A 24,197-nucleotide genomic window follows, 5' to 3' on the forward strand; every position below is an offset into this window, starting at 1 on the left:
CCCCGATTTTAAGGAAAGTTTTAGGCCAAATCGTCTTATTTTCCCTGCTGGGCTAAATGATGGCTGTTGTTCGCCTGACTTTTAGCCAGGTCGCGGTAGAAGTTGAGCCAGATTTGCGCCACCCGGTCCTCACTGTAGTAGTGGGAGGCCGCTTGAGCCTTGTCCTGGTAGGTTTTGAGACTTTGGGGGTCTTGAGCCAGTTGAACAATCTTTTCGCCCATGGCGGCTCGGTCAGCACAAGGAATATAGTAGCCCCCTAAAATATCCTGGTAGAGGTCCAAGTCGCGCAGCATAACCGGAGTTTGGCAGGCAAAGGCCTCGAGAATACTCATGGGAAAGAGCTCGCTGTAACTGGGCAGGAGGAAGAGGTCGGCCAGGTTATAATACTTGACCATGTCAGATCGGTCCACCACCCCAGTAAAGTGGACATTGGCTGGCAGGTGTTTGAGGGCTTCCTGGTAGCGATCATGGTCATCACTCAACTTCCCAAAAGTAAAACCACCCACCCAGTAAAAGCAAATCTCTGGATGGTCGACGCCTAACTGGATAAAGTCATCGATCCCCTTACGACCCTGGATTTGTCCCACGCCTAAAACGACAAAGTCATTGGGACTGAGACCTAGTCCTTGGCGGAAACTAGCTTTTTCTTTCTTACTTTGTGGGTAGAAAGTATCGGTTGAGACAAAGTTGGGGATATAGGAGAGTTTCTTGGGGTCAAAGTGGTAGTCTTGGACCAACTTATCAATAAAAACGGGGTTTACCACCACCAAATGGTCCATTCGCCGGTAAAAAGTGATCAGATAATGGTCGAAGAGGATCTGGATAGGGCCGGGTAAGTGGATAGACCCCTGTAAGGTCTCAGGGAGAAAATGGACATAGCCCAAGCGGACCCCGCGGCGCCTTTTAAAGAAGGTGGACAAAAAGAAAGGAAAGTTAACCGTGTGGTAGTGGGAGATGTCAGTGACTTTGAGGCTATTATAAGTCAGTTTCAAGTCTTTAGGATAGTGTTTGACTAGGGTATTGACCAGCTCCCGGTAGGCCGACCCTACCCCTTGACCGGCTTTACTTTCGGCTTTTGAGAACATATTAATAGTTAAAGGCTGCATAGAAAATCCTTTCTAAGGCTGGTGGGGCTAGGGACTTAGAGACCCAATAGCTGGCCGATCCAGCTGGACAAGTAGAGGAGGCCGTAAGTATAGATAAATAAGGTAAAGGGTTTTCCTAGAGATAAGAAGAGGAAGAACCGTTTAAAGGACATGTTGGAGAGGCCGGCTAAGAGGCAGAGGGCATCGGCCGGGGAGACCGGAAAGAACATGCCAAAGATAAAGACCCGGTCAAAGGCCTTGGTGTTGAGATAGTGGATATACTTATTGTAGGACTTGGGGCCAATGAGGGCCATGACTAGGTGGCGGCCGTAACGCCGGGCCAGCCAGAAATCAATTACACTGCCGATCATAATCCCGATAAAGTTTAAAAGAAAGCCGTACCAGACCCCAAAAATGGCGGCCCCAGCCGGACAGGTCAAGCCTCCGGGAATAACGGGGATAACAGTTTGGATAATCTGAATCAGGATAAAGAGCCAGGGGGCCCAGCCTCCAAAGCCACGCAAAAAGGCCTCCAGATTTTCCTGGGAAGAGAAGAGTCCCCTTTGATAAGCGGCGTAAATCAGCCAGATAGTTAGGATAACCCCTAAGATCCCAACCAGGTTAAAGACCTGGTTAGCCAGCCGGGCCCTTTGGATGGATTGGTTTTCCCGGGCTAGGTCCTGGTGCTGACCTAGCTTTGGACTAGTAGTCGCCTGGTCTGCCTCTTGATGACTTTCCTGTTTGTCAGCTTTTCTTTCCTGGAAGTGGGCTTTTTTAGGACAAGTCGCTTGGGGTGAAACCGAATTCGGGTGAAAATCCTTGGAAGTGGACATGGCGATGACCTCGCTTTCAGAGTGTCTAGAGGAAAATTCAGGTCGTGAAGGCTGTTTTAACAGCCCCATTAAATCCATTATACGGTAAGGAGAATTGAATTAATATATAAAAAACTAAGGATTTATTAAAGAAATAAGGGCAAAAGTGTCCAAATTGCTTTGAATTTAAGCTTTTCTTAAGCAGATTTTAAGACGAATGAGATTATTGCTGGGCGGATCTTTGGTAGAATAGGTACAAAACCAGAAAACTTTCACCGAGCAGGTTTAGAAGCGTGTAAGTGGACCAGCTCTGATTAAGAAAGTTTGTATGTATAAAGAGAGGCTAGGATGTTTGTCTCAGTCTCACAAAAAAACAGAGGAGGGATCCTTGTGAAATTATTGATCGTTGATGACGACAAGGAAATTGTTGAATTATTAACTATTTATTCCAGCAATGAAGGCTATGATGTGATCCAAGCCTATGATGGGGATGAAGCCCTAAAACGGATCAGTGAAAACCCGGATATTGCCTTAATTATCTTAGATATTATGATGCCCGGTAAGGACGGCTTGACCGTGGTTAAAGAATTACGGAGCCGGGAAGTGGACGTGCCCATTCTCCTATTGAGTGCTAAATCAGCCGACATGGATAAGATTTCTGGCTTAACTACTGGGGCGGATGACTATGTGACCAAGCCCTTCAACCCTTTAGAAGTGATGGCCCGGGTCAAATCACTCTTACGCCGGTCAGGAGCCAGTGACCAAGGCAGCGGGGACACCATTGAGATTGGACCTTTGATCATCCATAAGAACTCCCATGAAGTCAAAACCATTGACGGGGAAGATATTCAGTTGACCGCCCTAGAATTTGGCATCTTATACCTCCTGGCTTCCCATCCCAATGAGGTTTTCTCAGCTGACGAGATTTTCGAACGGGTCTGGCAACAAGAATCGGTCGTTTCCGCTAAGACGGTTATGGTCCACGTTAGCCACCTCCGCGACAAAATCGAAACCGCAACCGGCGGCGACAAAGTCATCTCCACAGTCTGGGGCGTCGGCTACAAAATCAGTGAGTGACAAAGAGTGCGACAAGCACTACAAGGAGTAAGACCATTGGAAGAAGTACGCAGAAAATCCTCAAAGAGGATTTGCAAGGACTTCTGAAATGGACGCTTGCTCCGTGCTTGGAGCAGGTTTGAAAAGGATGAGAGGAAGGAACAGTGAGGGAGATTCCTTGGAAGAAAAGCTGATAAGACCAGCAGACTGGTCGTTCAACTTTTCTGAAAGGACATCCCCTCACCCTTCCGAACTCAACTAAAGTGCGACAGTCACACAAAAACATTAATACGAGTTTAGAGTAGCGTCCTTACGCTACTTTTTGCCCTGCCTATTCACCGAGGAAAGAAGGAAAAAGAGCCCATGCCCGCTAAAAGACGCTTACGTATTTTTACGGAATTACTGTTTGAAACCATCGCCGTGACAGCCCTACTGGTGATCGGTTATTTTGGGATGGTCTTTGTTTTTATTACCCTGACCGACTACTTTATGCCGCTTGTTGCTCAGGAAAATCCCTATTGGTTACTCTTCTTTCCCCGCTTTCAACGCTATTTTGTCCTTGGTTTTACCGCCTTTTACTTGATGGCAGGCTTGATGATTTTGATTTGGCGGGTCTACCGGCGTAACCGGACCATTCAATTGGGGTTTATCTTAGATGAGCTCCACTATATCTCCAAGGGAAATTACAACCATAAAATCTCCACTAAGCATATGAACAGTATGGAACCCGTAGTTTCTTCCATTAACCGCCTGGTCGATTCAACGGTTAAGGCCATGGAGGAAGAGCGGCGGATTGAAGAATCAAAAGACGAACTGATCGCCAATATGAGCCACGACATCCGCACCCCCCTGACCTCGGTGATTGGTTACTTGGGATTGATTGAAAACAAGCAAATTGATGACCCCGACAAGATCCAAGAATATGTCCACATCGCCTATGACAAGGCTCTGCAGATGCAAAAGATGGTGGAGGACCTCTTCGAGTACACCAAGATTCAAAATATCAATACTAAGATCAATACCCAAAAGACCAATGTGGTCCGCCTCTTAGAACAATTAAGTGCCGAGTTTGAGCTCCAAGCCGATGAAGTGGGCCGGCGGATTGAAGTGGATAGCTCGGGTCAAGAGGATATTTGGGTAGAAATTGACCCCGAAACCATTGTCCGCCTCTTCTCCAACTTGATCACTAACGCCATTAAATACGGAGGCGAAGGGGACTATATTCTCCTCAGAGTCATTCCACAAAAAGACACTACCCGCTTTGAAGTGATTGATGATGGCAATGAAATCTCTAAGGCCGCTTTGGAGAATTTATTCCAACGCTTTTACCGGGTTGACCCTTCGCGGACGACTAAGGGTAGCGGGTTAGGCCTTGCCATTGCTCAAACCATTGTCAACTTGCACCACGGCAAGATTTGGGCCGAATCTGACCATGGGCAAACCCGCTTTATTTTCGTCCTACCCAACCAACAACCCCTTGATCAAAAGAAGGAGGCTGATAAGCATGAAGTCAGTGACTAAGAAGCTAGCCAGCAGTGTGGCTGGGGCAATCCTGGCTTTGGTCTTTTTCGCCAGTCCAGTCCTGGCTAGTGGCGAGACGGTGACTGATTTTTCCCAACAATTAAGCCAAAGCCAGCAATATGGCTTCAAGCATGCGATCGCGATTGACCAAGAATCAGGGCAAATTCTTTACCAGAAGGACGCCGATGACCTGCATGGGATTGCTTCCTTGACCAAATTACTGAGTCTCTATGTGATCTATGACCAGCTGGCCCAGGGCAAACTTAGTCTAGACGAAGCCGTCCCGGTCTCACCAGCCTTGGCCCAGCAGTCCCAAGTAGAGGGCCTATCCAATGTGCCGCTAGTAGCGGGTCCGGCGAATTATAGCGTGGACCAGTTGATTGATGCTGTCATCATTGCTTCGGCGAACTCAGCCACTGTGGCCCTAGCGGAAAAGGTGGCTGGCAGTGAAGATCACTTTATCGATCTCATGGCCCAAAAGTTAGACCAACTGGGCGTTGATGATTATAACTTGGTCTCCGCTTCCGGTTTACGTGGGGAATTGCGGGCGGATGCTAGACCAGGCCAATTCGCTGAAAGTGAGGAAAACCGAGTCTCAGCTAAAAGTCTGGCCCTAGTCGTCCAAAGATTGCTCAAAGACTATCCCGATATTCAAAGTCGGGCCCAAGTGAAAGAAAAAGTCTTCCAAGTGGCCCCTGACTGGCAGGTGACTATGACCAATAGTAACCAACTCCTGCCGGGAATGACCTATGGACGGCAGGATATTACTGGATTAAAGACCGGGACCGAACTGGGCGCGGGCTATTGTTTGGTAGCTACTAGTTTTATTAATCAACGACCAGTTATCCTAGTGACATTGGGAGCGGAAAGTAATGAAGACCGCTTTCTGGAAACTTCTCGTTTGTTGTCCGATCTCCAAAACAATTTGGATTGGGTAGTCTTGATTCCCCAAGGCGCCCTCTATAATAATGGTGAAGAAGTGGAGATTTACGGCGGTAATAAGGCAACAACGCAATTGCAATACGGCAATACCGTGGCTTGCTTTGTCCCCCATAATTACACCATTAGTGACAGCCCTGAAGCCGACTTTACCGAACCGGCTTCCTATTCTATGAATGGGAACTTGGAAGTCAATGCCCCTCTGGAGGAAGGGGAGGCAGTCAATACGGAAATCCTCCATATCCCCTTTGTGGACAGCGTGGACGGCCAATTAGCCTTGGCTACGGATTTGATGCCAACGGAAAATGTTAAGCGGGTCAGTCCTTTCGTTCAAATTACCCGCAAGGTCCATGAAAGCATGCAGTTCATCAGCGACTGGTTGAATGCCAAGATTGCGGAATATAGTTATTAAAAATAAATGATATGAAGAAAGCCCCTCAGGTGGAACTTATTTATGTAGTGACCCCCAAAAGTTGAATTATTAGTCCAACTTTTGGGAGTCACTACATCCACTGAGGGGCTTTTTGACTTGGTGACCCTAGTCCTTTTTCTTTTTCAGTTGTTGGTTAATTTGATTGATTTTATGACGGTTATAGAAGTAGTAGCAGACCCAAATAGCAAAGAAGATCAGGGCAAATTGAAGAATTGCTCCTACTAGAATAGGTACTTCTAAGGGCATCCAGTGGTTGATGATATTCATCAGGAGAAAGGCTAAGAGAGAAACGGTGAAATGTATGGAGACCTTGGCTAAGAGGGGCCAAGAGCTGTATTCATAGATGGCTGAGCTGCCCCCGATCACTGCGCCGAAGAACATAACTGAGGCCAGCATGGCGGTATAGGTCCAATCTTGGGTGTAAATAGCGCCCATAATGGCCCAGATAATGATAGCTAGGGAGACACTTTGGGAGATCGCGTTGACAATGTTTTTCATGGTGAATACTCCTTTCAAATACCTAAGCGGTTCTTGAGCTGACTGACGAAACGGCGGGAGACATTGACCTGTTGACCGGTAGAGAGGTAGGCATACATATTCCCAGAAAAGGCCAGCTCCAAGCGCTCGATGGCTTGGATACGGACCAAGGCGTACTTAGAAATACGAATGAAGTCCTGGCTGTTTAACTTGTCAGCTAAAGATGAGAGACTTTGCCGGGTCTGATAGTTGCCCTTACTAGTAGTGATGGTCACAACTCCCTGGTTAACTTCCAGGTAAATAATTTCCTTGGTGCGGACGATAAAATACTGGTCGTCGACTTTAAGGGCGATATCTTCCTGACTCTGGTTCAAGCAGGGACTAATTTGCTGGGCGAGGATTTGAGCTTGGGGCTCGCTTTGGGCGTGGATAGCGATATAGTTTTCTTTCAGTTGGGGATCAATGACTTCTTGAATTTTGATCTTACTGTCATCCATAAACTCACTACCTTTCTAGGAATAATGAAGGGCTTAGCCGGCCTTTTCTTCACTGTTAGTATAGCAAATTGCTGAAATAACAGGGAGTTTTCTCGCTAAGCGGTGGGAAAATAGGTCTATGCGGTAAGGAGTGTGGATTTAAATAAAAAACGACTGTGATTTGGGGTCACAGTCGTAAAATTGATTATTTGGCTAATTCTTCATAGCTCTTTTTATTGTCTTCAAGTAAGTCCTCAGATAGGCTCATGATCTCGTCATCGCTAGGGGTGGAGGTATCAGAATGCTTAGGAAAGTTTGAATGGATATTTATCATACTACCTCCCTTTAAAGATTATAAAATACAAAGAATCTGAATTTTTATTCATCTAAGTCTATTAAGAAAAATTCGTTATACCAAATCTTATCTTTAGCGACATGACTATTTTTATTGGATAGTTGTGTGGATTGGTTATTAGAATGGTGAGTCCAATAGCTTATTAAAGCAATAAATCTTCCTGCTTTCAAGGGAAGGACACAAAGTATGTATAAGAAAAAATAAAAGTAAAAGTCTTGAGCAACAGGGTTGTTATTTTCAAGAATAAAGCTTCCCTTCTCTAAGGAGGCAAGCAAATAAGGAATCACTAATAATGAAAATAGGCTTAATTCTAACTTACTAAATTTATAAGAAGCATGGTCGATTATTTTAATCGAGGTAGAGTCTTTGAAAAATATTTCTTTAATAATAAAAATTAAACAAATAGAGATAAGACATGTTAAAGTGAAACCTAATAGAATAATTATATCTTTCGGAAAAGAAGAGGTAAGTACGTATAAAAGAGAGGCAAGTAATGAAAATAATATTACAGCCTTATATAAAAATGATCTATTGCAGATTACTTTAAAGTTTATATTATGAGGTATAAAGCGATCACTCTGTAATCTAATTAGATAAAAATAAATGGTATAAGTCATTGAAATAGAGAAAAATGTAAAAAGCACAGTAGTAGAAAAATTAATATCTGTTTCATATTTGCTGGCAATAATCGCATACGGTAAAAGTATAAACATTAAGGCAGTACTTTCTATAATAGTTATTATTAATCGAACAGTAACTCCAAATTCTTTTCTATCTTTGTCGTTCATTAGGAAGTACACTCCTTTAAATATATTTTGTTTTAGCTAAATGCTAATAATTATAGCTAAAAGTTTACCAATTTAAAGATAAGAATTGAAGGACTATAAAAAAAGGCTCCGCTTAGATACGGAACCTTTTTCATATTCTAATAGTCAAATAGTTAAGATTAGATGGGGATAATTTTGACTATTTACTAAATCGTTACCTTATCCACCACTAAGGCGCCTTGGACCCAGACCTTACGGATGTTTTCTGGGGTGACTAGGTAAATGATGCGCTCAAAGATTTCCCGAGGGTCATTGAAGACGCCAAAGTCAGGGAGAATGTTATTGGCGACTTTAGTGTCGATTAGTTGCAGGTCACAGGCTTGGCCACTTTCGATACTGCCTAGTGGGAGGTCGAGCGACTCGCCGCCACCCTTGGTAGCCAGATAGAAGGCTTCCACTAAGGAGATCCGGCTGTCCTTGACCCCACGTGCTTCAGGGCCAACTTGGGTATCGACGCCGTCTTCTAGGATTCGTGAAGAGACCACGGCTTGGCGGATATTTTCATAGAGGCTAGACGAGAAGCCGCCGGAAATGTCTGTCCCTAAGCCGATGTTGACGCCTTGAGCTTTCAAGCGTTTAACCGGGAGGACTGCATTAGCGAAATAGGCATTGGAATAAGGACAGTGGCCGATCCCCGTCCCAGTTTCTTGGAAGATCTTCCCATCAGCTTCATTAAGGAAGTTGCAGTGAGCCATCACTGACTTAGGACCTAAGAGACCGAAGTCGCGTAAGACCTCAGTGTCGCGTTTGCCATGGAAGCGTTCCATAACAAAGTCGTGCTCCCATTGGCCTTCCGAGCAGTGGGATTGGACATGAGCATTGTATTTTTGAGCTAAGGCGCCTAGACCGGCTAGAGCCTCATCGGTACAGCTCGGGACAAAGCGCGGGGTAACCACCGGATAGACCCCTTGCTTATAGTCTTTTCCTAAGTCGCGAACTTTTTGGATAAAGGTCTCGGTGTCTTTGAGAGCTTGGTCAGTGGAAGCGTCCCGGTAGAAGTCCGGGTTGGCTTCGGGATCATCCATAACCACCTTACCCACTAAACCGCGTTGGCCGGCTTGGGCACAGATTTTGGCCAATTCATAGGAGGATTCTAGGTGAGCGGAGGCAAAATAGAGCCCAGTTGTGGTACCGCGAGCCAGTAACTGTTGGACCAGGTCAGTATAGACCGAACGGGCGAAATCCAGATCGGCGTACTTGGCCTCTAAGGGGAAGGTGCACTCATCCAACCAGACATTGAGGGGTTCATCTAAGGCAATCCCGGCTTGAGGCCATTGGGGTGCGTGAATATGTAGGTCCACCAGGCCAGGCAGGAAGTATTGGCCGGCTTCTAAGCGGACAAAGTCAGTAGACTCTTGGGCTTGCTTGACGGCTTCAACGTAGCTAGGGTCCTCTTGGCGGTAAACTTGGTCGATCTTACCGTTATCATCCACCGCGATCAGGGCTTGGGGGACATAGTCTAATTGGCCGTAAACAGGGGTGTGGAAGAGGTCACCTTGGAAATACTGGGTCATCGATTGAATATCCTTTCTATTCTGCCACTTATCACTTGAGGCAATAAGCGAATATTGATAGTGTTCAGAGTGATGATTATTCATAAAATTAATGATTTTTAGTGGTTAAATTGTCAACCAACAGTTTCATTCTAACAAAAAGCGAATATAAATCAAGCTAAATTTAAAATCGTCCGGAAAATACCAGCGTTAGGGACTTTTCCTAAGACACCTGTAAAAAATCACCCAATTTTAGCCTCCAGCCAGGTTTGGACTTTTATGGGTTGTTTTTTATCGAATCGTGCTATTCAGTTGATTTTACAAAGTGATCACTTTTTGCTAATATTATTAGAATGCCATGATAAGAAAATGAAATGGAGGTGGGAAAAGATGGCAAGAGTACTTGAAAAAAGGAAAATTGGCCTCGTTCCCCGAATATTATTAGCAATTATTTTAGGAATTATTGTTGGACAGTTAAGTTTGGCACCGGAGTGGTTCTTTAGGCTCTGTGTCACCTTTACCGGTATTTTTTCTAGCTTCTTAAGCTTTGTGATTCCCTTTATGATTATTGGTTTCGTGGTCCAAGGGATTGCTGACCTGGGGCAAGGAGCGGGTAAGTTACTCGGGATTACGGTCTTGACCTCGTATTTATCGACTATCGTCGGCGGCTTTTTGGCCTATTTGATAGCTAGTCAGCTCTTTCCCTTTTTTATCAGTGAAAGCCTGGTCGAGCGCTTAACCCAAACGGCACCTAGTCTGGAACCGCTTTTTGTTATTCCTATTGAACCTTTCTTTGATGTGACGGGGGCGATTATATTTGCCTTTATGATGGGACTGGGAATCTACTGGCTCCGCCAACACGGTCGTGGCCAAGTGCTTTATGAAGGTTTTAGCGACTTTGGTGGGATTATCAGCCAGGTCCTGGCAAAAATTGTGGTGCCTCTCTTACCCATCCATATCTTCTGTAATATCAGTAACCTCTCCTATAGTGGCTCGGTCTTTGCCATTATTTCAGTCTTTTGGAAGGTCTTTATCTGTGTCATTCTCTTACAGCTTCTCTATGTGGGCTTCCTATTTATTCTTTTTGGGACCTACGCGGGCAAGAATCCCTGGCAGCTGATGAAGAACCAAATCCCGGCTTATATGACCGCTATTGGGACCCAATCCTCCGCCGCAACTATTCCTGTCAACTTGAAGTCAGCGGCTAAAAATGAAGTTTCCCAAGACATTGCGAACTTTGTCGTGCCTCTCTGTGCCACCATTCATTTGACTGGGTCTATGATTACCATTACGGCCAATGCCACGGCCCTCCTATTAATTTACGGTATGCCCCACAATCTTACTACTATTTTAGCCTTTATCTTGACGCTGGGGGTCTGCATGGTGGCTGCACCTGGGACTCCGGGAGGGGCCATAATGTCAGCCCTACCTTTCTTACCGATGATAGGGATAATTGACCCAGGCATGCAACAAATCATGATCTCCCTCCACTTGACCCAGGATTCCTTTGGGACGGCCGCCAATATTTCGGGAGACAACGCCATTGCTGTCTTTATTGACAAGATTTACCATAATTACATTAATAAAAGCGAGAAGGAAAGCTCAGACTTGGCTTAGGCAAAAGCCATTTGACAAGGCGGGCTTTTCTTCTTAAAATAGACTTAGCTTTGGAGTTTTACTCCAGTAAAGTCTTGGATGACTTTATATATAGAACAAGTGATGCTTGTGACTAGTAGCTTAGGAAACTTTTTAGCGAGTCCATGGTGGGTGAGAATGGATAGGGGGACCTGGGTGAATCCACACAAGGACTGCCTACGACTTAGTATTAAGGAAGTAGGGCCGGCACAAACCGTTATTTGTAAGTGTAAGGCAAGACTTGCCTTGAAGCAGGGTGGTACCGCGCAGAGTGATGACCGTTTCGTCCCTTTGATTGAGAGGGCGGAATGGTTTTTCTTTTGCCCTAATAGTGTTGAAGAGCATTCGCCAATATTAATAAAGTAATAATGAAAAAGTTTAAAAGAAATGAGGATTTGTAATGATTGATGTACGTTTATTACGGGATAATTTTGATCAAGTGGCTGAGGCTTTGAAGGGCCGGGGGGTTGAGAAAGAAACCCTAGAACACTTACGCGACCTGGACCAAAAACGCCGCCAAGTGATTGTCGAAGCGGAAAACTTGAAAAAGGAACGGAATATCGCTTCTGACGCTATTGGTCAACTCAAGCGCAATAAGGAAAATGCCGACGACAAGATCCAAGAAATGAAGGCCTTAGGGACCAAGATCAAGGCCTTGGACAGCGACTTAGACCAACTTGACCAAGAAGAGCATGATATCCTGGCGCGGATTCCTAACCTACCAGCTGAAGGCGTACCGGTCGGTGCAGATGAAGATGAAAATGTGGAAATCCACCGTCACGGGGAAACCCCTGAATTCAACTTTGAACTCAAAGCCCACTGGGACTTAGCCGAAGATTTAGATATCCTTGATTGGGATGCAGGGGCTAAGGTGTCAGGTTCTCGTTTTGTCTACTATAAGGGTCTGGGGGCACGTTTGGAACGGGCTTTGTATAACTTCATGTTGGACCAACACCAAAAAGAAGGCTACATGGAAATGATTACGCCTTTCTTAGTCAACGACCAAGCCATGTATGGGACTGGACAATTCCCTAAATTCACCGAAGACGTTTACCAAATCACCAATGAAGGGCAAGACCTGACCTTGATTCCTACTGCAGAAGTGCCGTTAACGAACTACTTTGCTAAGGAAATCTTGAAGGAAGAAGACCTGCCTATCCGGGTAACGGCTCTCTCACCTTGTTTCCGTTCTGAAGCCGGTTCAGCGGGACGGGACACCCGGGGTTTGATCCGGATGCACCAATTCCAAAAGGTAGAAATGGTTAAAGTAGCGACTCCAGACCAATCCTTCGATGAACTGGAAGCCATGACTAAAAACGCAGAAAATATTCTCGACTTACTCGGTTTACCTTACCGTCGCATTATCCTCTGTACCGGGGATATGGGCTTCTCAGCAGCCAAGACCTATGATATCGAAGTTTGGATGCCCGCCCAAAATACCTACCGGGAAATTTCTTCCTGCTCTAACTGTGTGGACTTCCAAGCACGCCGGGCCCAAGTCCGCTACCGGGACATTGATGGCAAGACCCAACTGGCCCATACTTTAAACGGGTCTGGTTTAGCAGTGGGTCGGACAGTCGCTGCCGTCTTAGAAAACGGACAAAACGCGGACGGTTCCATTACCATCCCTGAAGTGCTGGTGCCTTACATGGGTGGGGTAGATAAAATTACCAAGGAAAACGCCCGGGGCTTAAATTAAGAAGTTTAGAATGATGGAAAAGTATTTTTGTTAATTTAGCTGATGAGCAGTAGTGGCGCTTTGAATTTGGGCCTTAGCCATGAACAAGCAAGCGATCTGAATTAGGGGGCGTAGGCTTAAGCCGTACGAACCCTTTGAAGCTCGCTAGGTGAGAGACCTAGCGCTCGAACCGGTGCCATGGCTCTTTAACGCCCAGAATTCAAAAGCAGAACGAATGCTCATCAGCTGGTTACATTAACTTAGCTAAATACTAAACAGCTCTCTCAAGCTTAATGGCTGAAAGAGCTGTTTTTTAGTCAAGTCAGGCGTCCTGCCAAGCAAAAGTCTTGTTTTTGCCTGGGCCAGTCTTTACAATGAATCATAATCGAAAGACTACCGTATAGAAAGAAGGATTAAGGATGAGTCAAGCATTAGCAACTTTTGCCGGGGGCTGTTTTTGGTGTATGGTGCAACCCTTTGAGACCATGCCCGGGATTTTAAAGGTCGTGTCCGGATACACAGGTGGGTACACCGAAAACCCCACTTATCGCGAAGTTTGCCTGGGGGGAACGGGCCACACGGAAGCGGTGCAAATCACCTATAATCCCGAATTAATTTCCTACCAAGACTTAGTGGAAATCTATTGGCAACAAACCGACCCGACTGACGCTATGGGCCAATTTGCGGACCGGGGGGGCTCTTACCGGCCCGTGATTTTCTACCATAATGACCAACAAAAAGCCATCGCCGAAAAATCCAAGCGCGACTTGGAAGCCAGCAGTCGTTTTGACAAACCCATCGTGACCCAAATTGAACCGGCCCAAAGCTTCTACCCTGCCGAAGAATACCACCAAGACTTTCATGCCAAGAACCCTGACCACTACCAGGCCTACCGCCAAGGCTCAGGTCGGCAAGCCTTCATTGATAAATATTGGCAAAATTAGGTGGAGAGTGCGACAAACGCCTCAAAAGGCAAGACCTTAACTTCTTTTTTGAAGGAATTCGGCTTACTCATGGATGACAAGTAAATATTGAAAAGTAAGCTGGGCTTAAGTCCCGGCTTATTTTTATGGCTTCTTTATTAAGTGAACTTCAAAGTGGAAAGCATGTGCCTGACTTCCTTTGTCAAAATATTTTATAGGTTAAATTTTTCCTTGCCTAGCTACGGAAAAGATCTTAAAATATGCTAAATAAAAATTGTCTTTTATTTAAATTGTCGAGCAATTCAAACAAATTATCCCTAAAGTATTTACAAATGTTTTCGAAAAAGGTATTATAAGTCTACTTAACTAATGGGCGCCGCTCTTAGAACACAGTTCGGGCGAGTGCCTAAAATTGTAATTTTGAAAGGGGAATGACAATGTCTGTAAATATCGATTGGAATAATTTAGGTTTTGCTTATATGGACCTTCCTTATCGTTGGCGTGCTTATTGGAAAGATGGCGAATGGTATAAAGAAGGCTTAGAAGAGGGAAAGACTTTTCCAATTGCTGAAGGTGCTCCAGCCTTACACTATGGCCAAGAAGCATTTGAAGGCTTAAAAGCTTACCGTCGTAAAGATGGTCAGATCCAACTCTTCCGTCCAGACCAAAACGCTAAACGGATGGCTAACTCCGCCGAACGAATGTTGATGCCAGCTTATCCTGAAGAAAAATTTGTTGAAGCGGTTGTCAAAACAGTTCAAGCGAACGCTGACTACGTCCCACCTTATGGGTCAGGCGCTTCCATGTATATCCGTCCATTATTAATTGGGGTAGGCGACAACATTGGTGTTTCCCCTGCTAAGGAATATATCTTTACTATCTTCACCATGCCAGTAGGACCTTACTACCGTGATGGTTTAGCACCAATGCCATTTGTCACCAGCAAGTACGACCGTGCCGCTCCTTACGGGACTGGTGCTTCTAAAGTTGGTGGGAACTACGGTGGTTCGCTCTTACCAGGTGAAAAAGCGAAGAAAGCCGGCTATGGTGACGTGGTTTACCTAGACCCAGCTACCCACACCAAGATTGAAGAAGTTGGTTCCGCAAACTTCTACGGGATCGAAAAAGATACCAACAAATTTGTGACACCAAAATCACCTTCAATCCTCCCATCCATCACCAAATACTCGATCATTCACTTAGCTAAAGAACGTTTAGGCTTAGAGGTTGAAGAAGGCGACGTTTACGTGGATGAATTAGACCGCTTCGCTGAAGCAGGTGCTATGGGTACCGCTGCCGTTATTTCTCCAGTTTCACGGATTGACCACGGCGACCGTTCCTTCAAATTCTACTCCGACACAGAAGTTGGGCCAATCACCCAAAAACTTTATGACGAGTTAGTGGGTATCCAATACGGAGACATTGAAGCACCAGAAGGCTGGATCGTCGAAGTCCCTGAAAAATAACAGAGTGCAACAGTCACAAAAAACTTTTGATTTCTTATAGAAAAACTAAGTCCATTTTTTCAAATCATCCTTTTAAAACCTGTCAATCAATTGTCACCCAATAAACAATTGATGATAATAAAAAGAACCGTCTACTGAAAAAGTAGACGGTTTTTTGTCGTCTGCTTTCAAGAAGAAAGACTTGCAATTTTAAGCAGGGGCTTTTATACTAGCAATGTAAGTTGATTACAAATGTAGTCAGATAATTAATTAAGTATAAAATGATTGAATCAACCAATAAAGAAAGGATGAATGAAATGGCAACAGCTTGTTTAAATGCTTGTCCGCATGCTTGCCGGCAAGGGGGCGCTTGCACCTGTCAACAAGCCTCCTGTGGTAGCCATGAAAAAGTAGCGGCTAGTCAAAGTCAAGAGGTTGGCTGCCATAGTCAAAGGGCTGATCATGAAAGCCATGAGACTAGTCACGCAGACCACCACGACCATAGTGACCACGCAGGCCATGGCGGCCACCACATGGGCATGATGGACGATATGAAGCAACGGTTCTGGGTGGTCCTGGTACTCACTATCCCCATTGCGGTCTTATCGCCTATGTTGATGATGATCTTTAACTATTCCATTACTTTTCCCGGCCAAGGCTGGATTGAATTTATCTTAGGGACCATCGTCTTCTTCTATGGGGGGAAACCTTTCCTAGAGCACGGCTGGATGGAAATCCAAAATAGACAGCCGGGCATGATGCTCTTAATTACCTTAGGGATTGTGTCTTCCTATTTATACAGTGTGATGACCACCTTTTTCCTTGATGCCAGCATGAATTATTACTTTGAACTGGCGACCCTGATTCTCATCATGCTCTTAGGCCATGTGATTGAAATGAAGTCACAAATGCGGGCCAATGATGACTTGGAATCCCTAGCCAACCTCCTCCCTAATGAAGCCAGTCGGATTACGGCGGATGGGGACATTGAAGTGGTTCCAATCGACCAATTACAAGTCGATGACTTAGTCCTAGTCCGTCCGGGAGAAAAGGTTGCCGTTGATGGGATCATTACAAGTGGTCGGTCTAGTTTAGATGAAGCGGTCATTACCGGGGAATCCGTTCCCGTAGCTAAGTCAGATGGGGATGAAGTGATTGCCGGAACCATTAATGGCGATGGGGCTCTTCAAGTCCGGGTAGCAAAAGCCGGTGAGAATTCCTATGTCCAACAAGTCCTTGACCTGGTTAAAGGGGCCCAAGCCCAAAAATCCAAGGCCCAAAGCTTGGCCGACCGGGTAGCGGCCTGGCTCTTCTACATTGCCTTTGGGGTCGGGATCTTAGCCTTAATCATTTGGTGGAATATCACCACGGCAGCAACCGCTATTCAATTTATGGTTTCCACCTTCGTGATTGCCTGTCCCCATGCCCTGGGACTAGCTATTCCCTTGGTGAATGCCAAGTCCACCTCCCTAGCTGCTCGTTCAGGCCTCCTGGTCCAAAATCGGATTCCCTTTGAACAGGCCTACCAAGTGGATACGGTGGTTTTCGATAAGACCGGGACCTTGACCAAGGGGGAATTTGCTGTCGACGGGGTTTACCCAATCGCCGATGCTAGTGAAGACCAAATCCTCGCCCTGGCGGCTAGTCTGGAACAACAATCTGAACACCCCATTGCCAAGGGAATTGTCAAAGCCGCCCAAGAAAAATCACTAGCCCTAGAAGAAGTGACCGACTACCAAAACCACAGTGGCGCCGGTCTAGAAGGTAAAATTGACGGTAACTTAGTTCAAATCTTAAGTCCTAAAGCCACCCGTGAAGCGGGTTATGACTATGACCAAAGTCAATTGGAAACCATTACCAGTCAAGCCAAGACGGTGGTCTTTGTCATCCAGACTGACCAAGTCATTGGTGCCATCGCTGTCTCTGACCAAGTTCGTCCGGAAGCCAAGCAAGTGATCCAAGTCCTCCATGACCAAGGCATTGAAGCCGTGATGTTGACCGGGGACAACGACCAAGTGGCCCAAGCGGTAGCTAAGGAAATCGGCTTAGACCAAGTCTTTAGCCAAGTCCTCCCCGATCAAAAATCAGCCGCTATCCAAAGCCTGCAAAATCAAGGCAAAGCGGTCATGATGGTAGGAGACGGGGTCAATGATGCCCCTGCCTTAGCCCAAGCCCAAGTCGGCGTTGCTATCGGTGCCGGAACCGATGTGGCCATGGACTCGGCTGATATTATCCTGGTGGAAAGTCAGTTGAAGGATGTCTTGAACAGTTTAAGTCTGTCTCAAGCTACCAATTCTAAGATCAAGCAAAACCTGGCCTGGGGAGCGGGTTACAATATCTTCGCTATCCCCCTAGCTGCTGGGTTACTGGCACCAATTGGTATTACCTTAGGGCCTGCCCTATCAGGAATCCTCATGTCACTTTCGACAGTGATCTGTGCCGTCAACGCCCAAAGCTTGAACTTTGAAAAATACGAATAAGTTAGCCAAGCCAGGTGTCTCTTCTTAGAGAGCTTGGCTTTTTTCTTAGTCTTATAATTAAGAAAAAGGGGGTTAGTTTATGGATAGGCTGGTAAAGGAAACTAAAACTTTTGAAGGGTGTGCCGATAAGGAGAGAGGCTTTTCGAAACGACTTGTGGGCTGAAATTAGTCAGAGCTTTGCTGATTTAGACAGCGGACGGACCTATAGTATGAGTGCAGTAAAAAATTATTTCCTTTCTCACAGTAATTGGCTATAATGGCTTATCTAAATAATTGACGAGTAGGTGATGAGATGTTTAAGCAGTTACTTGATAAGGGTCATAAGTATTGTTTTTGGTTGGGCATTATCGTTTTGGGACTTTCTATCTTACTGCCCGACTTATTCGGACCCACTATGCGCCCCTTGGCCTATGCCACCATTTTTGTCTGCCCCGCCCTGGGCCTAGTTGGCGGCCTCCTTGCCCTCTACCGTAAACGCTTTTGGTACTTTCTCGGCAATCTTAGCCTAATCTTTTCCTTTCCCATTATCTGGTTTGTTGGGGCTTTGATTTTTGGCCCTTAGACAATCATCATCAGCTAAGACAAAAGGCTTCCACGTTTTTATAGTGGAAGCTTTTTTGGAAGAAGATTGATGAGGACTAAATTTCAAAAGTAGAAGGAATGGTCATCATGTTGATTGATAAAATATTCCCATCAGTTATCGCTTTTAGGGATAGCTGGTGATCTGCTTTTGGTATAGGGGGCGAGGGGTCTCGGGACAGTTAAGGCGCGAATCTATGCTACACTTATAGAAAAGACTGGGAAAGGGAGGAATTTGATGAATAAAGCAGATTTAATTGTAGATAGAAGAGGGACTCAAACCACCAAGTGGGGTCAGTTAGAGAACGCCTTTGGAGATAGCGACCTGATTCCTTTGTGGATTGCCGACATGGACTTTGCGACCGCACCAGAAATTAAGCAAGTCCTCCACGACTATGTCGAACAAAACCAATACGGCTATGCCCCTGTGCGGCCGGAATACTACCAAGCCATTATTGACTGGACTAAGAAGCACTTCGACTATGACACCGAAAAAGACTGGTATTTCTATACTCCTGGGGTCTGTACCGGGATTGCCTATGTCTTAGTGGCCCTCTTAGATGAAGGCGACAAGGTCCTAATTCAAAATCCGGTCTATAATCCCTTCCGTACCGTGGTTGAAGAAGCCAACCGCAAACTGGTCATGCAAGACCTCCTCGGTGACGACGACAGTGGCTATCGGATTGATTTTGAAGCCCTGGAAAAAGCCTTCAAGGAAGACGATATCAAGGCCCTACTCTTCTGTTCCCCGCAAAATCCAACTGGCCGGGTCTGGACGGAGGAAGAACTCAAGCAAGTGGTCGCCCTCTGTAAGCAATATGATGTCTTATTGATTTCTGATGAAATCCACCGCGACTTTGTCTGGCAAGGTCACCATCACATCGCCATTGATAAATTAGCCCAAGACCAAGACTTTGACCGAGTGATTACCTTGACGGCGGGTTCTAAGACCTTTAACTTGGCTCAATTCAGCCATTCCTTAATGATTGTCCGGGACCCTGACTTACGGGCACAAATCCAAGCCTTCTACGATAAGTTACACTTAAACAATCCAGGGTCACCTGCCGGCTATCTGGCACTAGAAGCAGCCTACCGTCACGGAGAAGACTGGCTTAAAGCCATCAAGGAGATCATTTACCAAAACTACCAAAACCTGCGTAACACCCTGACTGAGGCCCTGCCTGAGATCAAGGTGGCAGACTTAGAAGCCACTTACCTGATGTGGATTGACCTGGGGGCCTATGTGCCAAGTCAAGACTTACACCATGTGGTTCAAGATAAGGCCAAACTAGCAGTTAACTATGGGCAAACTTATTGGCCCACCAAAGCTGATGATACTCACATCCGGATTAATCTGGGGACCGATCCGGCCCTCATTGAAGCAGCTGGCAAGAACTTAGTTCAAGCCATTAAAGACTATCAAAAGGAAAATTAAGCAGCAGCTTGATGAACAAGTGAATCAAAGATAAAAGGGCAAGGCACTTGCCTTTTTATGTGAGATAAAGTAACATATTCATGACAGAAACTACTAAGAGGTAAAAAAAGAAAGTGGGGTTTTAGACATGGCAGAGAAACAATTACGGCGGTCACGGGCGGTCTTTCCGATCGGGACAGTGATGAAGTTAACCGATCTCACCGCGCGTCAAATTCGTTATTATGAGGAGCAAAAATTAATTGCCCCCCACCGCACCGACACCAATCGGCGGATGTATTCCTTGAATGATGTGGACCGTTTACTGGATATTAAGGATTATCTCGATGATGGTTATAGTATCCAGATGATTTATAAAATTTATAATGAACCTAAGGACGTGACCCATGAAAGTAAGCAATTAACTGAGGACGATGTCCGTCGTATTCTTTATAATGAGTTTCTCGCCGCCGGGGGCTTTGATAACGCCCCAGGAGAGAAACCCCGTTTTTAAGAGGAAGTTAAGGGAGGAGAGCAGCCTGTCCATTTGGGCGGGTTGTTTTTTGTTTTTGGAAATTAAGAGATCCTAAGCCAGCTTTACCAACAGATGAAAGGACAAGACGAATGGTAGATATAAAAGATGCATACGATGTGATTATTATCGGTTCCGGGGGCGCAGGGATGACCGCTGCTATTACCGCCCATGACCTGGGACTAGAGACCGTCATTTTTGAAAAAACGGAAAAAATTGGTGGTAATACCAACAAGGCCTCCAGTGGCATGAATGCTAGTGAAAGCAGTTATCAGGAGGAGGCTGGTATTGAAGATAAGCGGGAAGATTTCTTTGAGGAAACCCTTAAAGGGGGACACGGGACCAATCAGCAAGACCTGCTTCATTATTTTGTCGATCATTCGGCCCAAGCCATTGATTGGTTGGCTGATTTAGGGATTGTGTTGGATAATTTAACCATTACTGGCGGCATGTCCAAGCCTCGGACCCACCGCCCCCACGATGGGTCGGCTGTGGGTGGCTACCTGGTTAAAGGTTTGAAAGCCAATGTGGACAAGCGGCAAATTCCTGTCATTACCCAGGCTGACGTCCAAGAGATTTTAGTCGATCAAGGCCAAGTGAAAGGGGTTAAGGTTGAAATCGACGATCAAGTCCGTGAGATCAAGAGTCAGGCGGTCATTATTGCTTCCGGCGGTTTTGGCGCTAATGCCAAATTAGTGGAGGAGGCCCGTCCGGAACTCGCCGGTTATGTGACCACTTCTGGACCAGGAATTACGGGCGACGGTATTCTGATGGCCCAAGCTGCTGGTGCGGGGACCGTCGACATGGACCAAATCCAAGTCCACCCTACTGTCCACCAAGATCAAGGGATTCTGATCGGAGAAGCGGTCCGCGGCGAAGGGGCCATTCTGGTTGACAGTCAAGGTCAACGTTTTACCAATGAATTGGGGACTCGAGATGTGGTTTCCCAGGCTATTACCGATCTCCCTGACCACAAGGCCCGCTTGATCTTTGACCAAGGGGTGCGTGACCGGGCCAAGGCCATTGAATTCTACGCTGCCAAGGGTTATGTAACTGATGGAGACGGTTTAACTGAATTAGCTGAAAAGATCGGCTTGCCAGCAGACAAACTCGTTCAAACTGTGGCAGACTATAACCAAGGTATCGCTGAAGAAAAAGACGAGTTCGGACGCACAACCGGTTTACATGCCCTTGACCAAGCCCCTTACTACGCCATTGAAATTGCCCCTGGCGTTCACTATACCATGGGTGGTTTAAGCATTGACCAAGAGGGCCACGTTCTCAAAGCAGATGGCAGTGGGTCGATTCCTGGGCTCTATGCCTGCGGTGAAGTCGTGGGTGGCTTGCACGGTTCTAACCGGATCGGCGGTAACTCTATCGGTGAAATTATTGTCTTTGGTCGCTTAGCTGGACAGAAGGCGGCTGAAGCGGTTAAAAATTAATTATTTTTGAAAGCAAGCGCCTGGTAATCAGCCTAGGAGCTTGCTTTTCTTATTGAAAACCAATGAAAACGCTACATTAAAGGATTTCATCTGGTACTTTATCGACTTTATGTTAAAATCGTTTTTAGGAAGAAAACAAGCTAAGATGGAGTGGTGGGAGCAAGGAGTCGCCCGAGAGGCGGCTTTTCTTTTGAAGATTAACGGGATCTCCATTCCGCTTCACTTGCTAACTATAAAAGGGAAGGATGAGTTCCTTGATTCAAGCAGTTGGCTGGGATTTGGATGATACTTTATATGACCGTAATTTACCCTATTTAGCCGTTTACCAGTATATGGAAGAAAACGTGGTGGAGACTGGGATTGATTTTGACACCTTTAACTATTTCTATCAAATGAATAGTGACATTGAATTTCGTCGTTATACGGACGGCCGGGCTTCGGTGGACCAATATCGTAATAACCGGGTCTTGATGACTTATGCTCAGTTTGGTTACACCATTAAGAAGAAGGATGCCATCCTCTTTAATCAAAAATACGAAGAAGCCAAGGAAGGTATCGTCTTACGTCCAGGGGCCAAAGCGTGCTTAGACCTTTTACGAGACGCGGGCGTGCAAAAGTTTCTTTTGACCAACGGACCGGCCCAACAAGCCCATAAGATTGACTTATTAGGTCTAGAAGACTATTTTGGTGAGGAGAATACCTTCATCTCCAGTCAGTTAGGAACCGCTAAACCGGCATTGGAAATTTTCCAAAAGGTAGAAGAGCGTTTAGATTTAAATCCAGCCACTAGCCTTTATATTGGCGATAATTATGAAGCCGATATGTTAGGGGCTTCCAATGCCGGCTGGCAGGGACTGTTTTTAAATGTTCACCACAAGGAAGCAGCCGATATTGATGAGCAGTTTGTGACTTGTCAGGACATGGAAGAGGTCTATGACTTTTTCAGTCAAGCAGAATTCAATTAAGAATAAATACAAATTAGGGAAATATTGTTAGGGTATTTCCCTTTTTGTCTGTGACAAAGCTTGCACGAGACCTATAGCAAATTCCGGCATAGAAATTTGGGCGAAATCGTTGTCATTCTTATACATTCAAGGAAAAATAGGTATAATGGAAGCAAAAAGGAGGACATAGAAAAATGGATAATAAAGAATTAGTTGGTCGTCAAGCCGCTTACTTAGTGGAAGATCATACCGTTGTGGGACTTGGTACCGGGTCAACGGCCTGGTACTTTATCGATGAATTAGGTAAACGGGTTCAAGAGGAAGGCCTAAGCTTGAAGGCGGTCTCTTCTTCCATCAAATCGATCGACCAAGCCAAGGCCTTGGGGATTGAGGTCTTGCCGATTGACCAGGTCCAAGCGGTCGACTTAACCATTGATGGGGTGGATGAATTTACCGATGATTTTGATGGCATTAAAGGTGGCGGCGGCGCCCTCTTAGAAGAAAAGATCGTGGCTACTTACAGTAAACGGATTATCTGGGTGGCAGAAGAACGCAAACATGTCAAAAAATTAGGCGCCTTTCCCCTAGCGGTCGAAGTGATTAAAAACGGTCACCAACACCTCTTCAAGCACTTTGAAGACAAGGGTTACCAACCTACTATGCGGAAAACGGAAAATGGTGACCTCTTCCATACCGATAATGATAACTATATTATTGACCTCCATCTAGAAGTGATCGAGGATCCTAAAGCCCTAGCAGATGAATTGATTCATTTAGTCGGTGTGGTGGAACACGGGCTCTTCTTAGGCATGACGGAAGATGTTTTACTGGCCCAAGACGGTGAAGTTTACTTTGCATCGGGACGCGACTTCCCCAAACAACACTAGTGAGGTGACTTATGCAGGCAGTACTATTTGATATGGATGGGGTCCTGGTTGACTCCGAATATACCTACCTAGAAACCAAGACGCAAATGCTCCGCGACAGGGGGATTGATAAAGATGAAAGTTACCAATATCAATTTATGGGAACCACTCATGAACACATGTGGCAAGTGATGAAAGACGAATGCCAATTACCCGAGAGTGTGACTTTTTACATCCAAGAAATGAATCAAAGACGTCATGAAATGATTGCTCGTGATGGGGTCAAAGCGATAAAGGGTGTAGTCGACTTTGTCAAAGCCTTGCATGGAGCGGGTATTCCCCTAGCTGTGGCCTCTTCTTCGCCGCGGGCCGAAATCGAACAATTTATGGAAGAATTGGGCCTGGATGGTTGTTTTCAGGTCTATGTGAGCGGGGAAGAAGTCGACCATTCTAAGCCGGCTCCCGATATTTTTATCGAAGCAGCTCGCCAACTTGGGGTTTCACCCAAAGCCTGCATCGTTTTTGAAGATACTAAAAATGGTAGCCTGTCCGCCCACCGTGCCGGCGCCTATACCATTGGCTTTGAAAATCCTGACTATCCTAGCCAAGATTTATCCGCTGCAGACGAAATTATTTCTGATTTTTCTAAAATAAATTTAGCTGACTTTCTCAAAGACTTTGAACAAAAGTAAGTATTAAAGTCGGGGGAAAAGTCTTTTGAAGAATGGCCTCGACCAAAGCGACTGAAAAAATGACGAATTCTCTGTACAAATGTACAAGAAATGACC

The 24,197-nt window shown here is 45.6% G+C and carries 23 protein-coding genes and 1 other annotated feature; of the genes, 16 read left to right on the top strand and 7 right to left on the bottom strand.

What is annotated here, in order from left to right; translation table 11 throughout:
- Nucleotides 1-35 precede the first annotated feature (35 nt).
- Together HMPREF9243_RS00400 and HMPREF9243_RS00405 are read right to left on the bottom strand one after the other, a co-directional pair.
- On the bottom strand, nt 36-1,106 hold the full coding sequence (locus HMPREF9243_RS00400; protein WP_013669288.1) for a glycosyltransferase family 4 protein: 1,071 nt from the start codon (nt 1,104-1,106) through the stop codon (nt 36-38).
- A 35-nt stretch (nt 1,107-1,141) separates the two neighbouring features.
- Nucleotides 1,142-1,918 carry a TVP38/TMEM64 family protein gene (locus HMPREF9243_RS00405; protein WP_081456582.1) on the bottom strand — a complete coding sequence of 259 codons (777 nt, stop codon included), beginning with the start codon at nt 1,916-1,918 and terminating at the stop codon, nt 1,142-1,144.
- Between the two features lie 369 nt (nt 1,919-2,287).
- Between HMPREF9243_RS00405 and HMPREF9243_RS00410 the strand changes: the two genes are divergently transcribed.
- The 3 genes from HMPREF9243_RS00410 (at nt 2,288) to HMPREF9243_RS00420 (ending at nt 5,825) form a co-directional block, all read left to right on the top strand.
- Nucleotides 2,288-2,974, top strand: a complete 687-nt coding sequence (locus HMPREF9243_RS00410) for a response regulator transcription factor (protein ID WP_013668933.1) — start codon at nt 2,288-2,290, stop codon at nt 2,972-2,974.
- Nucleotides 2,975-3,316: 342 nt separating this feature from the next.
- The gene (locus tag HMPREF9243_RS00415) at nt 3,317-4,474 is read left to right on the top strand and encodes a cell wall metabolism sensor histidine kinase WalK (protein ID WP_013670072.1); all 1,158 of its coding nucleotides are present in this window, start codon (nt 3,317-3,319) and stop codon (nt 4,472-4,474) included.
- A complete protein-coding gene (locus HMPREF9243_RS00420) occupies nt 4,458-5,825 on the top strand; it encodes a serine hydrolase (protein WP_013669154.1) in 1,368 nt (455 codons plus the stop codon). The genes HMPREF9243_RS00415 and HMPREF9243_RS00420 overlap by 17 nt, the downstream gene beginning before the upstream one ends.
- 126 nt (nt 5,826-5,951) lie before the next feature.
- Here HMPREF9243_RS00420 and HMPREF9243_RS00425 read toward each other — a convergent pair whose 3' ends face one another.
- The 5 genes from HMPREF9243_RS00425 to guaD all read right to left on the bottom strand — a co-directional run bounded on the left by HMPREF9243_RS00425 (nt 5,952) and on the right by guaD (nt 9,495).
- On the bottom strand, nt 5,952-6,344 hold the full coding sequence (locus tag HMPREF9243_RS00425; RefSeq protein WP_013668566.1) for a DUF3021 domain-containing protein: 393 nt from the start codon (nt 6,342-6,344) through the stop codon (nt 5,952-5,954).
- A 14-nt stretch (nt 6,345-6,358) separates the two neighbouring features.
- Complete coding sequence (locus tag HMPREF9243_RS00430) at nt 6,359-6,820, bottom strand: LytTR family DNA-binding domain-containing protein (protein WP_013669690.1); 462 nt, start codon at nt 6,818-6,820, stop codon at nt 6,359-6,361.
- A 184-nt stretch (nt 6,821-7,004) separates the two neighbouring features.
- The gene (locus HMPREF9243_RS10810) at nt 7,005-7,133 is read right to left on the bottom strand and encodes a hypothetical protein (protein WP_013668550.1); all 129 of its coding nucleotides are present in this window, start codon (nt 7,131-7,133) and stop codon (nt 7,005-7,007) included.
- 44 nt (nt 7,134-7,177) lie between these two features.
- Complete coding sequence (locus HMPREF9243_RS00435; RefSeq protein ID WP_013669574.1) at nt 7,178-7,942, bottom strand: hypothetical protein; 765 nt, start codon at nt 7,940-7,942, stop codon at nt 7,178-7,180.
- Nucleotides 7,943-8,127: 185 nt separating this feature from the next.
- Complete coding sequence (gene guaD / locus HMPREF9243_RS00440) at nt 8,128-9,495, bottom strand: guanine deaminase (RefSeq protein WP_013668840.1); 1,368 nt, start codon at nt 9,493-9,495, stop codon at nt 8,128-8,130.
- Between the two features lie 369 nt (nt 9,496-9,864).
- Between guaD and HMPREF9243_RS00445 the strand changes: the two genes are divergently transcribed.
- The 13 genes from HMPREF9243_RS00445 (at nt 9,865) to HMPREF9243_RS00510 (ending at nt 24,101) form a co-directional block, all read left to right on the top strand.
- On the top strand, nt 9,865-11,091 hold the full coding sequence (locus tag HMPREF9243_RS00445) for a dicarboxylate/amino acid:cation symporter (protein ID WP_013669390.1): 1,227 nt from the start codon (nt 9,865-9,867) through the stop codon (nt 11,089-11,091).
- Between the two features lie 93 nt (nt 11,092-11,184).
- Nucleotides 11,185-11,403, top strand: a binding site (T-box leader).
- Nucleotides 11,404-11,509: 106 nt separating this feature from the next.
- Nucleotides 11,510-12,808: a serine--tRNA ligase gene (gene serS / locus HMPREF9243_RS00455; protein ID WP_013669486.1), complete on the top strand. Its 1,299-nt coding sequence runs from the start codon at nt 11,510-11,512 to the stop codon at nt 12,806-12,808.
- A gap of 398 nt (nt 12,809-13,206) precedes the next feature.
- Complete coding sequence (msrA, locus tag HMPREF9243_RS00460) at nt 13,207-13,731, top strand: peptide-methionine (S)-S-oxide reductase MsrA (protein ID WP_013669472.1); 525 nt, start codon at nt 13,207-13,209, stop codon at nt 13,729-13,731.
- Between the two features lie 416 nt (nt 13,732-14,147).
- Nucleotides 14,148-15,176, top strand: a complete 1,029-nt coding sequence (locus HMPREF9243_RS00465) for a branched-chain amino acid aminotransferase (protein ID WP_013668548.1) — start codon at nt 14,148-14,150, stop codon at nt 15,174-15,176.
- A gap of 296 nt (nt 15,177-15,472) precedes the next feature.
- The gene (locus HMPREF9243_RS00470; RefSeq protein WP_101560544.1) at nt 15,473-17,635 is read left to right on the top strand and encodes a copper-translocating P-type ATPase; all 2,163 of its coding nucleotides are present in this window, start codon (nt 15,473-15,475) and stop codon (nt 17,633-17,635) included.
- A gap of 292 nt (nt 17,636-17,927) precedes the next feature.
- Nucleotides 17,928-18,197 carry a hypothetical protein gene (locus HMPREF9243_RS00475; RefSeq protein ID WP_013670060.1) on the top strand — a complete coding sequence of 90 codons (270 nt, stop codon included), beginning with the start codon at nt 17,928-17,930 and terminating at the stop codon, nt 18,195-18,197.
- A gap of 255 nt (nt 18,198-18,452) precedes the next feature.
- Nucleotides 18,453-19,649 carry a MalY/PatB family protein gene (locus tag HMPREF9243_RS00480; RefSeq protein ID WP_013669192.1) on the top strand — a complete coding sequence of 399 codons (1,197 nt, stop codon included), beginning with the start codon at nt 18,453-18,455 and terminating at the stop codon, nt 19,647-19,649.
- Nucleotides 19,650-19,776: 127 nt separating this feature from the next.
- Nucleotides 19,777-20,139 carry a MerR family transcriptional regulator gene (locus tag HMPREF9243_RS00485; RefSeq protein WP_013669829.1) on the top strand — a complete coding sequence of 121 codons (363 nt, stop codon included), beginning with the start codon at nt 19,777-19,779 and terminating at the stop codon, nt 20,137-20,139.
- 110 nt (nt 20,140-20,249) lie between these two features.
- Nucleotides 20,250-21,599: a flavocytochrome c gene (locus HMPREF9243_RS00490; protein WP_013668676.1), complete on the top strand. Its 1,350-nt coding sequence runs from the start codon at nt 20,250-20,252 to the stop codon at nt 21,597-21,599.
- 52 nt (nt 21,600-21,651) lie between these two features.
- On the top strand, nt 21,652-21,885 hold the full coding sequence (locus HMPREF9243_RS00495; protein ID WP_013669387.1) for a hypothetical protein: 234 nt from the start codon (nt 21,652-21,654) through the stop codon (nt 21,883-21,885).
- A complete protein-coding gene (locus tag HMPREF9243_RS00500) occupies nt 21,854-22,564 on the top strand; it encodes an HAD family hydrolase (protein ID WP_013668819.1) in 711 nt (236 codons plus the stop codon). Before HMPREF9243_RS00495 ends, HMPREF9243_RS00500 begins: the two co-directional genes overlap by 32 nt.
- A gap of 173 nt (nt 22,565-22,737) precedes the next feature.
- Complete coding sequence (gene rpiA, locus HMPREF9243_RS00505) at nt 22,738-23,430, top strand: ribose-5-phosphate isomerase RpiA (RefSeq protein ID WP_013668666.1); 693 nt, start codon at nt 22,738-22,740, stop codon at nt 23,428-23,430.
- A gap of 11 nt (nt 23,431-23,441) precedes the next feature.
- On the top strand, nt 23,442-24,101 hold the full coding sequence (locus HMPREF9243_RS00510) for an HAD family phosphatase (RefSeq protein ID WP_013669664.1): 660 nt from the start codon (nt 23,442-23,444) through the stop codon (nt 24,099-24,101).
- Nucleotides 24,102-24,197 lie beyond the last annotated feature (96 nt).

The sequence above is a fragment of the Aerococcus sp. Group 1 genome (assembly GCF_000193205.1).
In the GTDB taxonomy this organism is placed as follows: Bacteria; Bacillota; Bacilli; order Lactobacillales; family Aerococcaceae; genus Aerococcus; species Aerococcus urinae_A.

Excerpts from the sequence above, each read along its gene's own strand:
- HMPREF9243_RS00485 (WP_013669829.1), top strand. The coding sequence starts at position 19,777 with ATGGCAGAGAAACAATTACGGCGGTCACGGGCGGTCTTTCCGATCGGG.
- HMPREF9243_RS00420 (WP_013669154.1), top strand. The coding sequence starts at position 4,458 with ATGAAGTCAGTGACTAAGAAGCTAGCCAGCAGTGTGGCTGGGGCAATC.
- HMPREF9243_RS00425 (WP_013668566.1), bottom strand. The coding sequence starts at position 6,344 with ATGAAAAACATTGTCAACGCGATCTCCCAAAGTGTCTCCCTAGCTATC.
- HMPREF9243_RS00490 (WP_013668676.1), top strand. The coding sequence starts at position 20,250 with ATGGTAGATATAAAAGATGCATACGATGTGATTATTATCGGTTCCGGG.
- HMPREF9243_RS00435 (WP_013669574.1), bottom strand. The coding sequence starts at position 7,942 with ATGAACGACAAAGATAGAAAAGAATTTGGAGTTACTGTTCGATTAATA.
- HMPREF9243_RS00480 (WP_013669192.1), top strand. The coding sequence starts at position 18,453 with ATGAATAAAGCAGATTTAATTGTAGATAGAAGAGGGACTCAAACCACC.
- HMPREF9243_RS10810 (WP_013668550.1), bottom strand. The coding sequence starts at position 7,133 with ATGATAAATATCCATTCAAACTTTCCTAAGCATTCTGATACCTCCACC.
- HMPREF9243_RS00430 (WP_013669690.1), bottom strand. The coding sequence starts at position 6,820 with ATGGATGACAGTAAGATCAAAATTCAAGAAGTCATTGATCCCCAACTG.
- HMPREF9243_RS00470 (WP_101560544.1), top strand. The coding sequence starts at position 15,473 with ATGGCAACAGCTTGTTTAAATGCTTGTCCGCATGCTTGCCGGCAAGGG.
- HMPREF9243_RS00415 (WP_013670072.1), top strand. The coding sequence starts at position 3,317 with ATGCCCGCTAAAAGACGCTTACGTATTTTTACGGAATTACTGTTTGAA.
- HMPREF9243_RS00510 (WP_013669664.1), top strand. The coding sequence starts at position 23,442 with ATGCAGGCAGTACTATTTGATATGGATGGGGTCCTGGTTGACTCCGAA.
- msrA (WP_013669472.1), top strand. The coding sequence starts at position 13,207 with ATGAGTCAAGCATTAGCAACTTTTGCCGGGGGCTGTTTTTGGTGTATG.
- HMPREF9243_RS00405 (WP_081456582.1), bottom strand. The coding sequence starts at position 1,918 with ATGTCCACTTCCAAGGATTTTCACCCGAATTCGGTTTCACCCCAAGCG.
- guaD (WP_013668840.1), bottom strand. The coding sequence starts at position 9,495 with ATGACCCAGTATTTCCAAGGTGACCTCTTCCACACCCCTGTTTACGGC.
- HMPREF9243_RS00445 (WP_013669390.1), top strand. The coding sequence starts at position 9,865 with ATGGCAAGAGTACTTGAAAAAAGGAAAATTGGCCTCGTTCCCCGAATA.
- HMPREF9243_RS00400 (WP_013669288.1), bottom strand. The coding sequence starts at position 1,106 with ATGCAGCCTTTAACTATTAATATGTTCTCAAAAGCCGAAAGTAAAGCC.
- HMPREF9243_RS00465 (WP_013668548.1), top strand. The coding sequence starts at position 14,148 with ATGTCTGTAAATATCGATTGGAATAATTTAGGTTTTGCTTATATGGAC.
- serS (WP_013669486.1), top strand. The coding sequence starts at position 11,510 with ATGATTGATGTACGTTTATTACGGGATAATTTTGATCAAGTGGCTGAG.
- rpiA (WP_013668666.1), top strand. The coding sequence starts at position 22,738 with ATGGATAATAAAGAATTAGTTGGTCGTCAAGCCGCTTACTTAGTGGAA.
- HMPREF9243_RS00475 (WP_013670060.1), top strand. The coding sequence starts at position 17,928 with ATGTTTAAGCAGTTACTTGATAAGGGTCATAAGTATTGTTTTTGGTTG.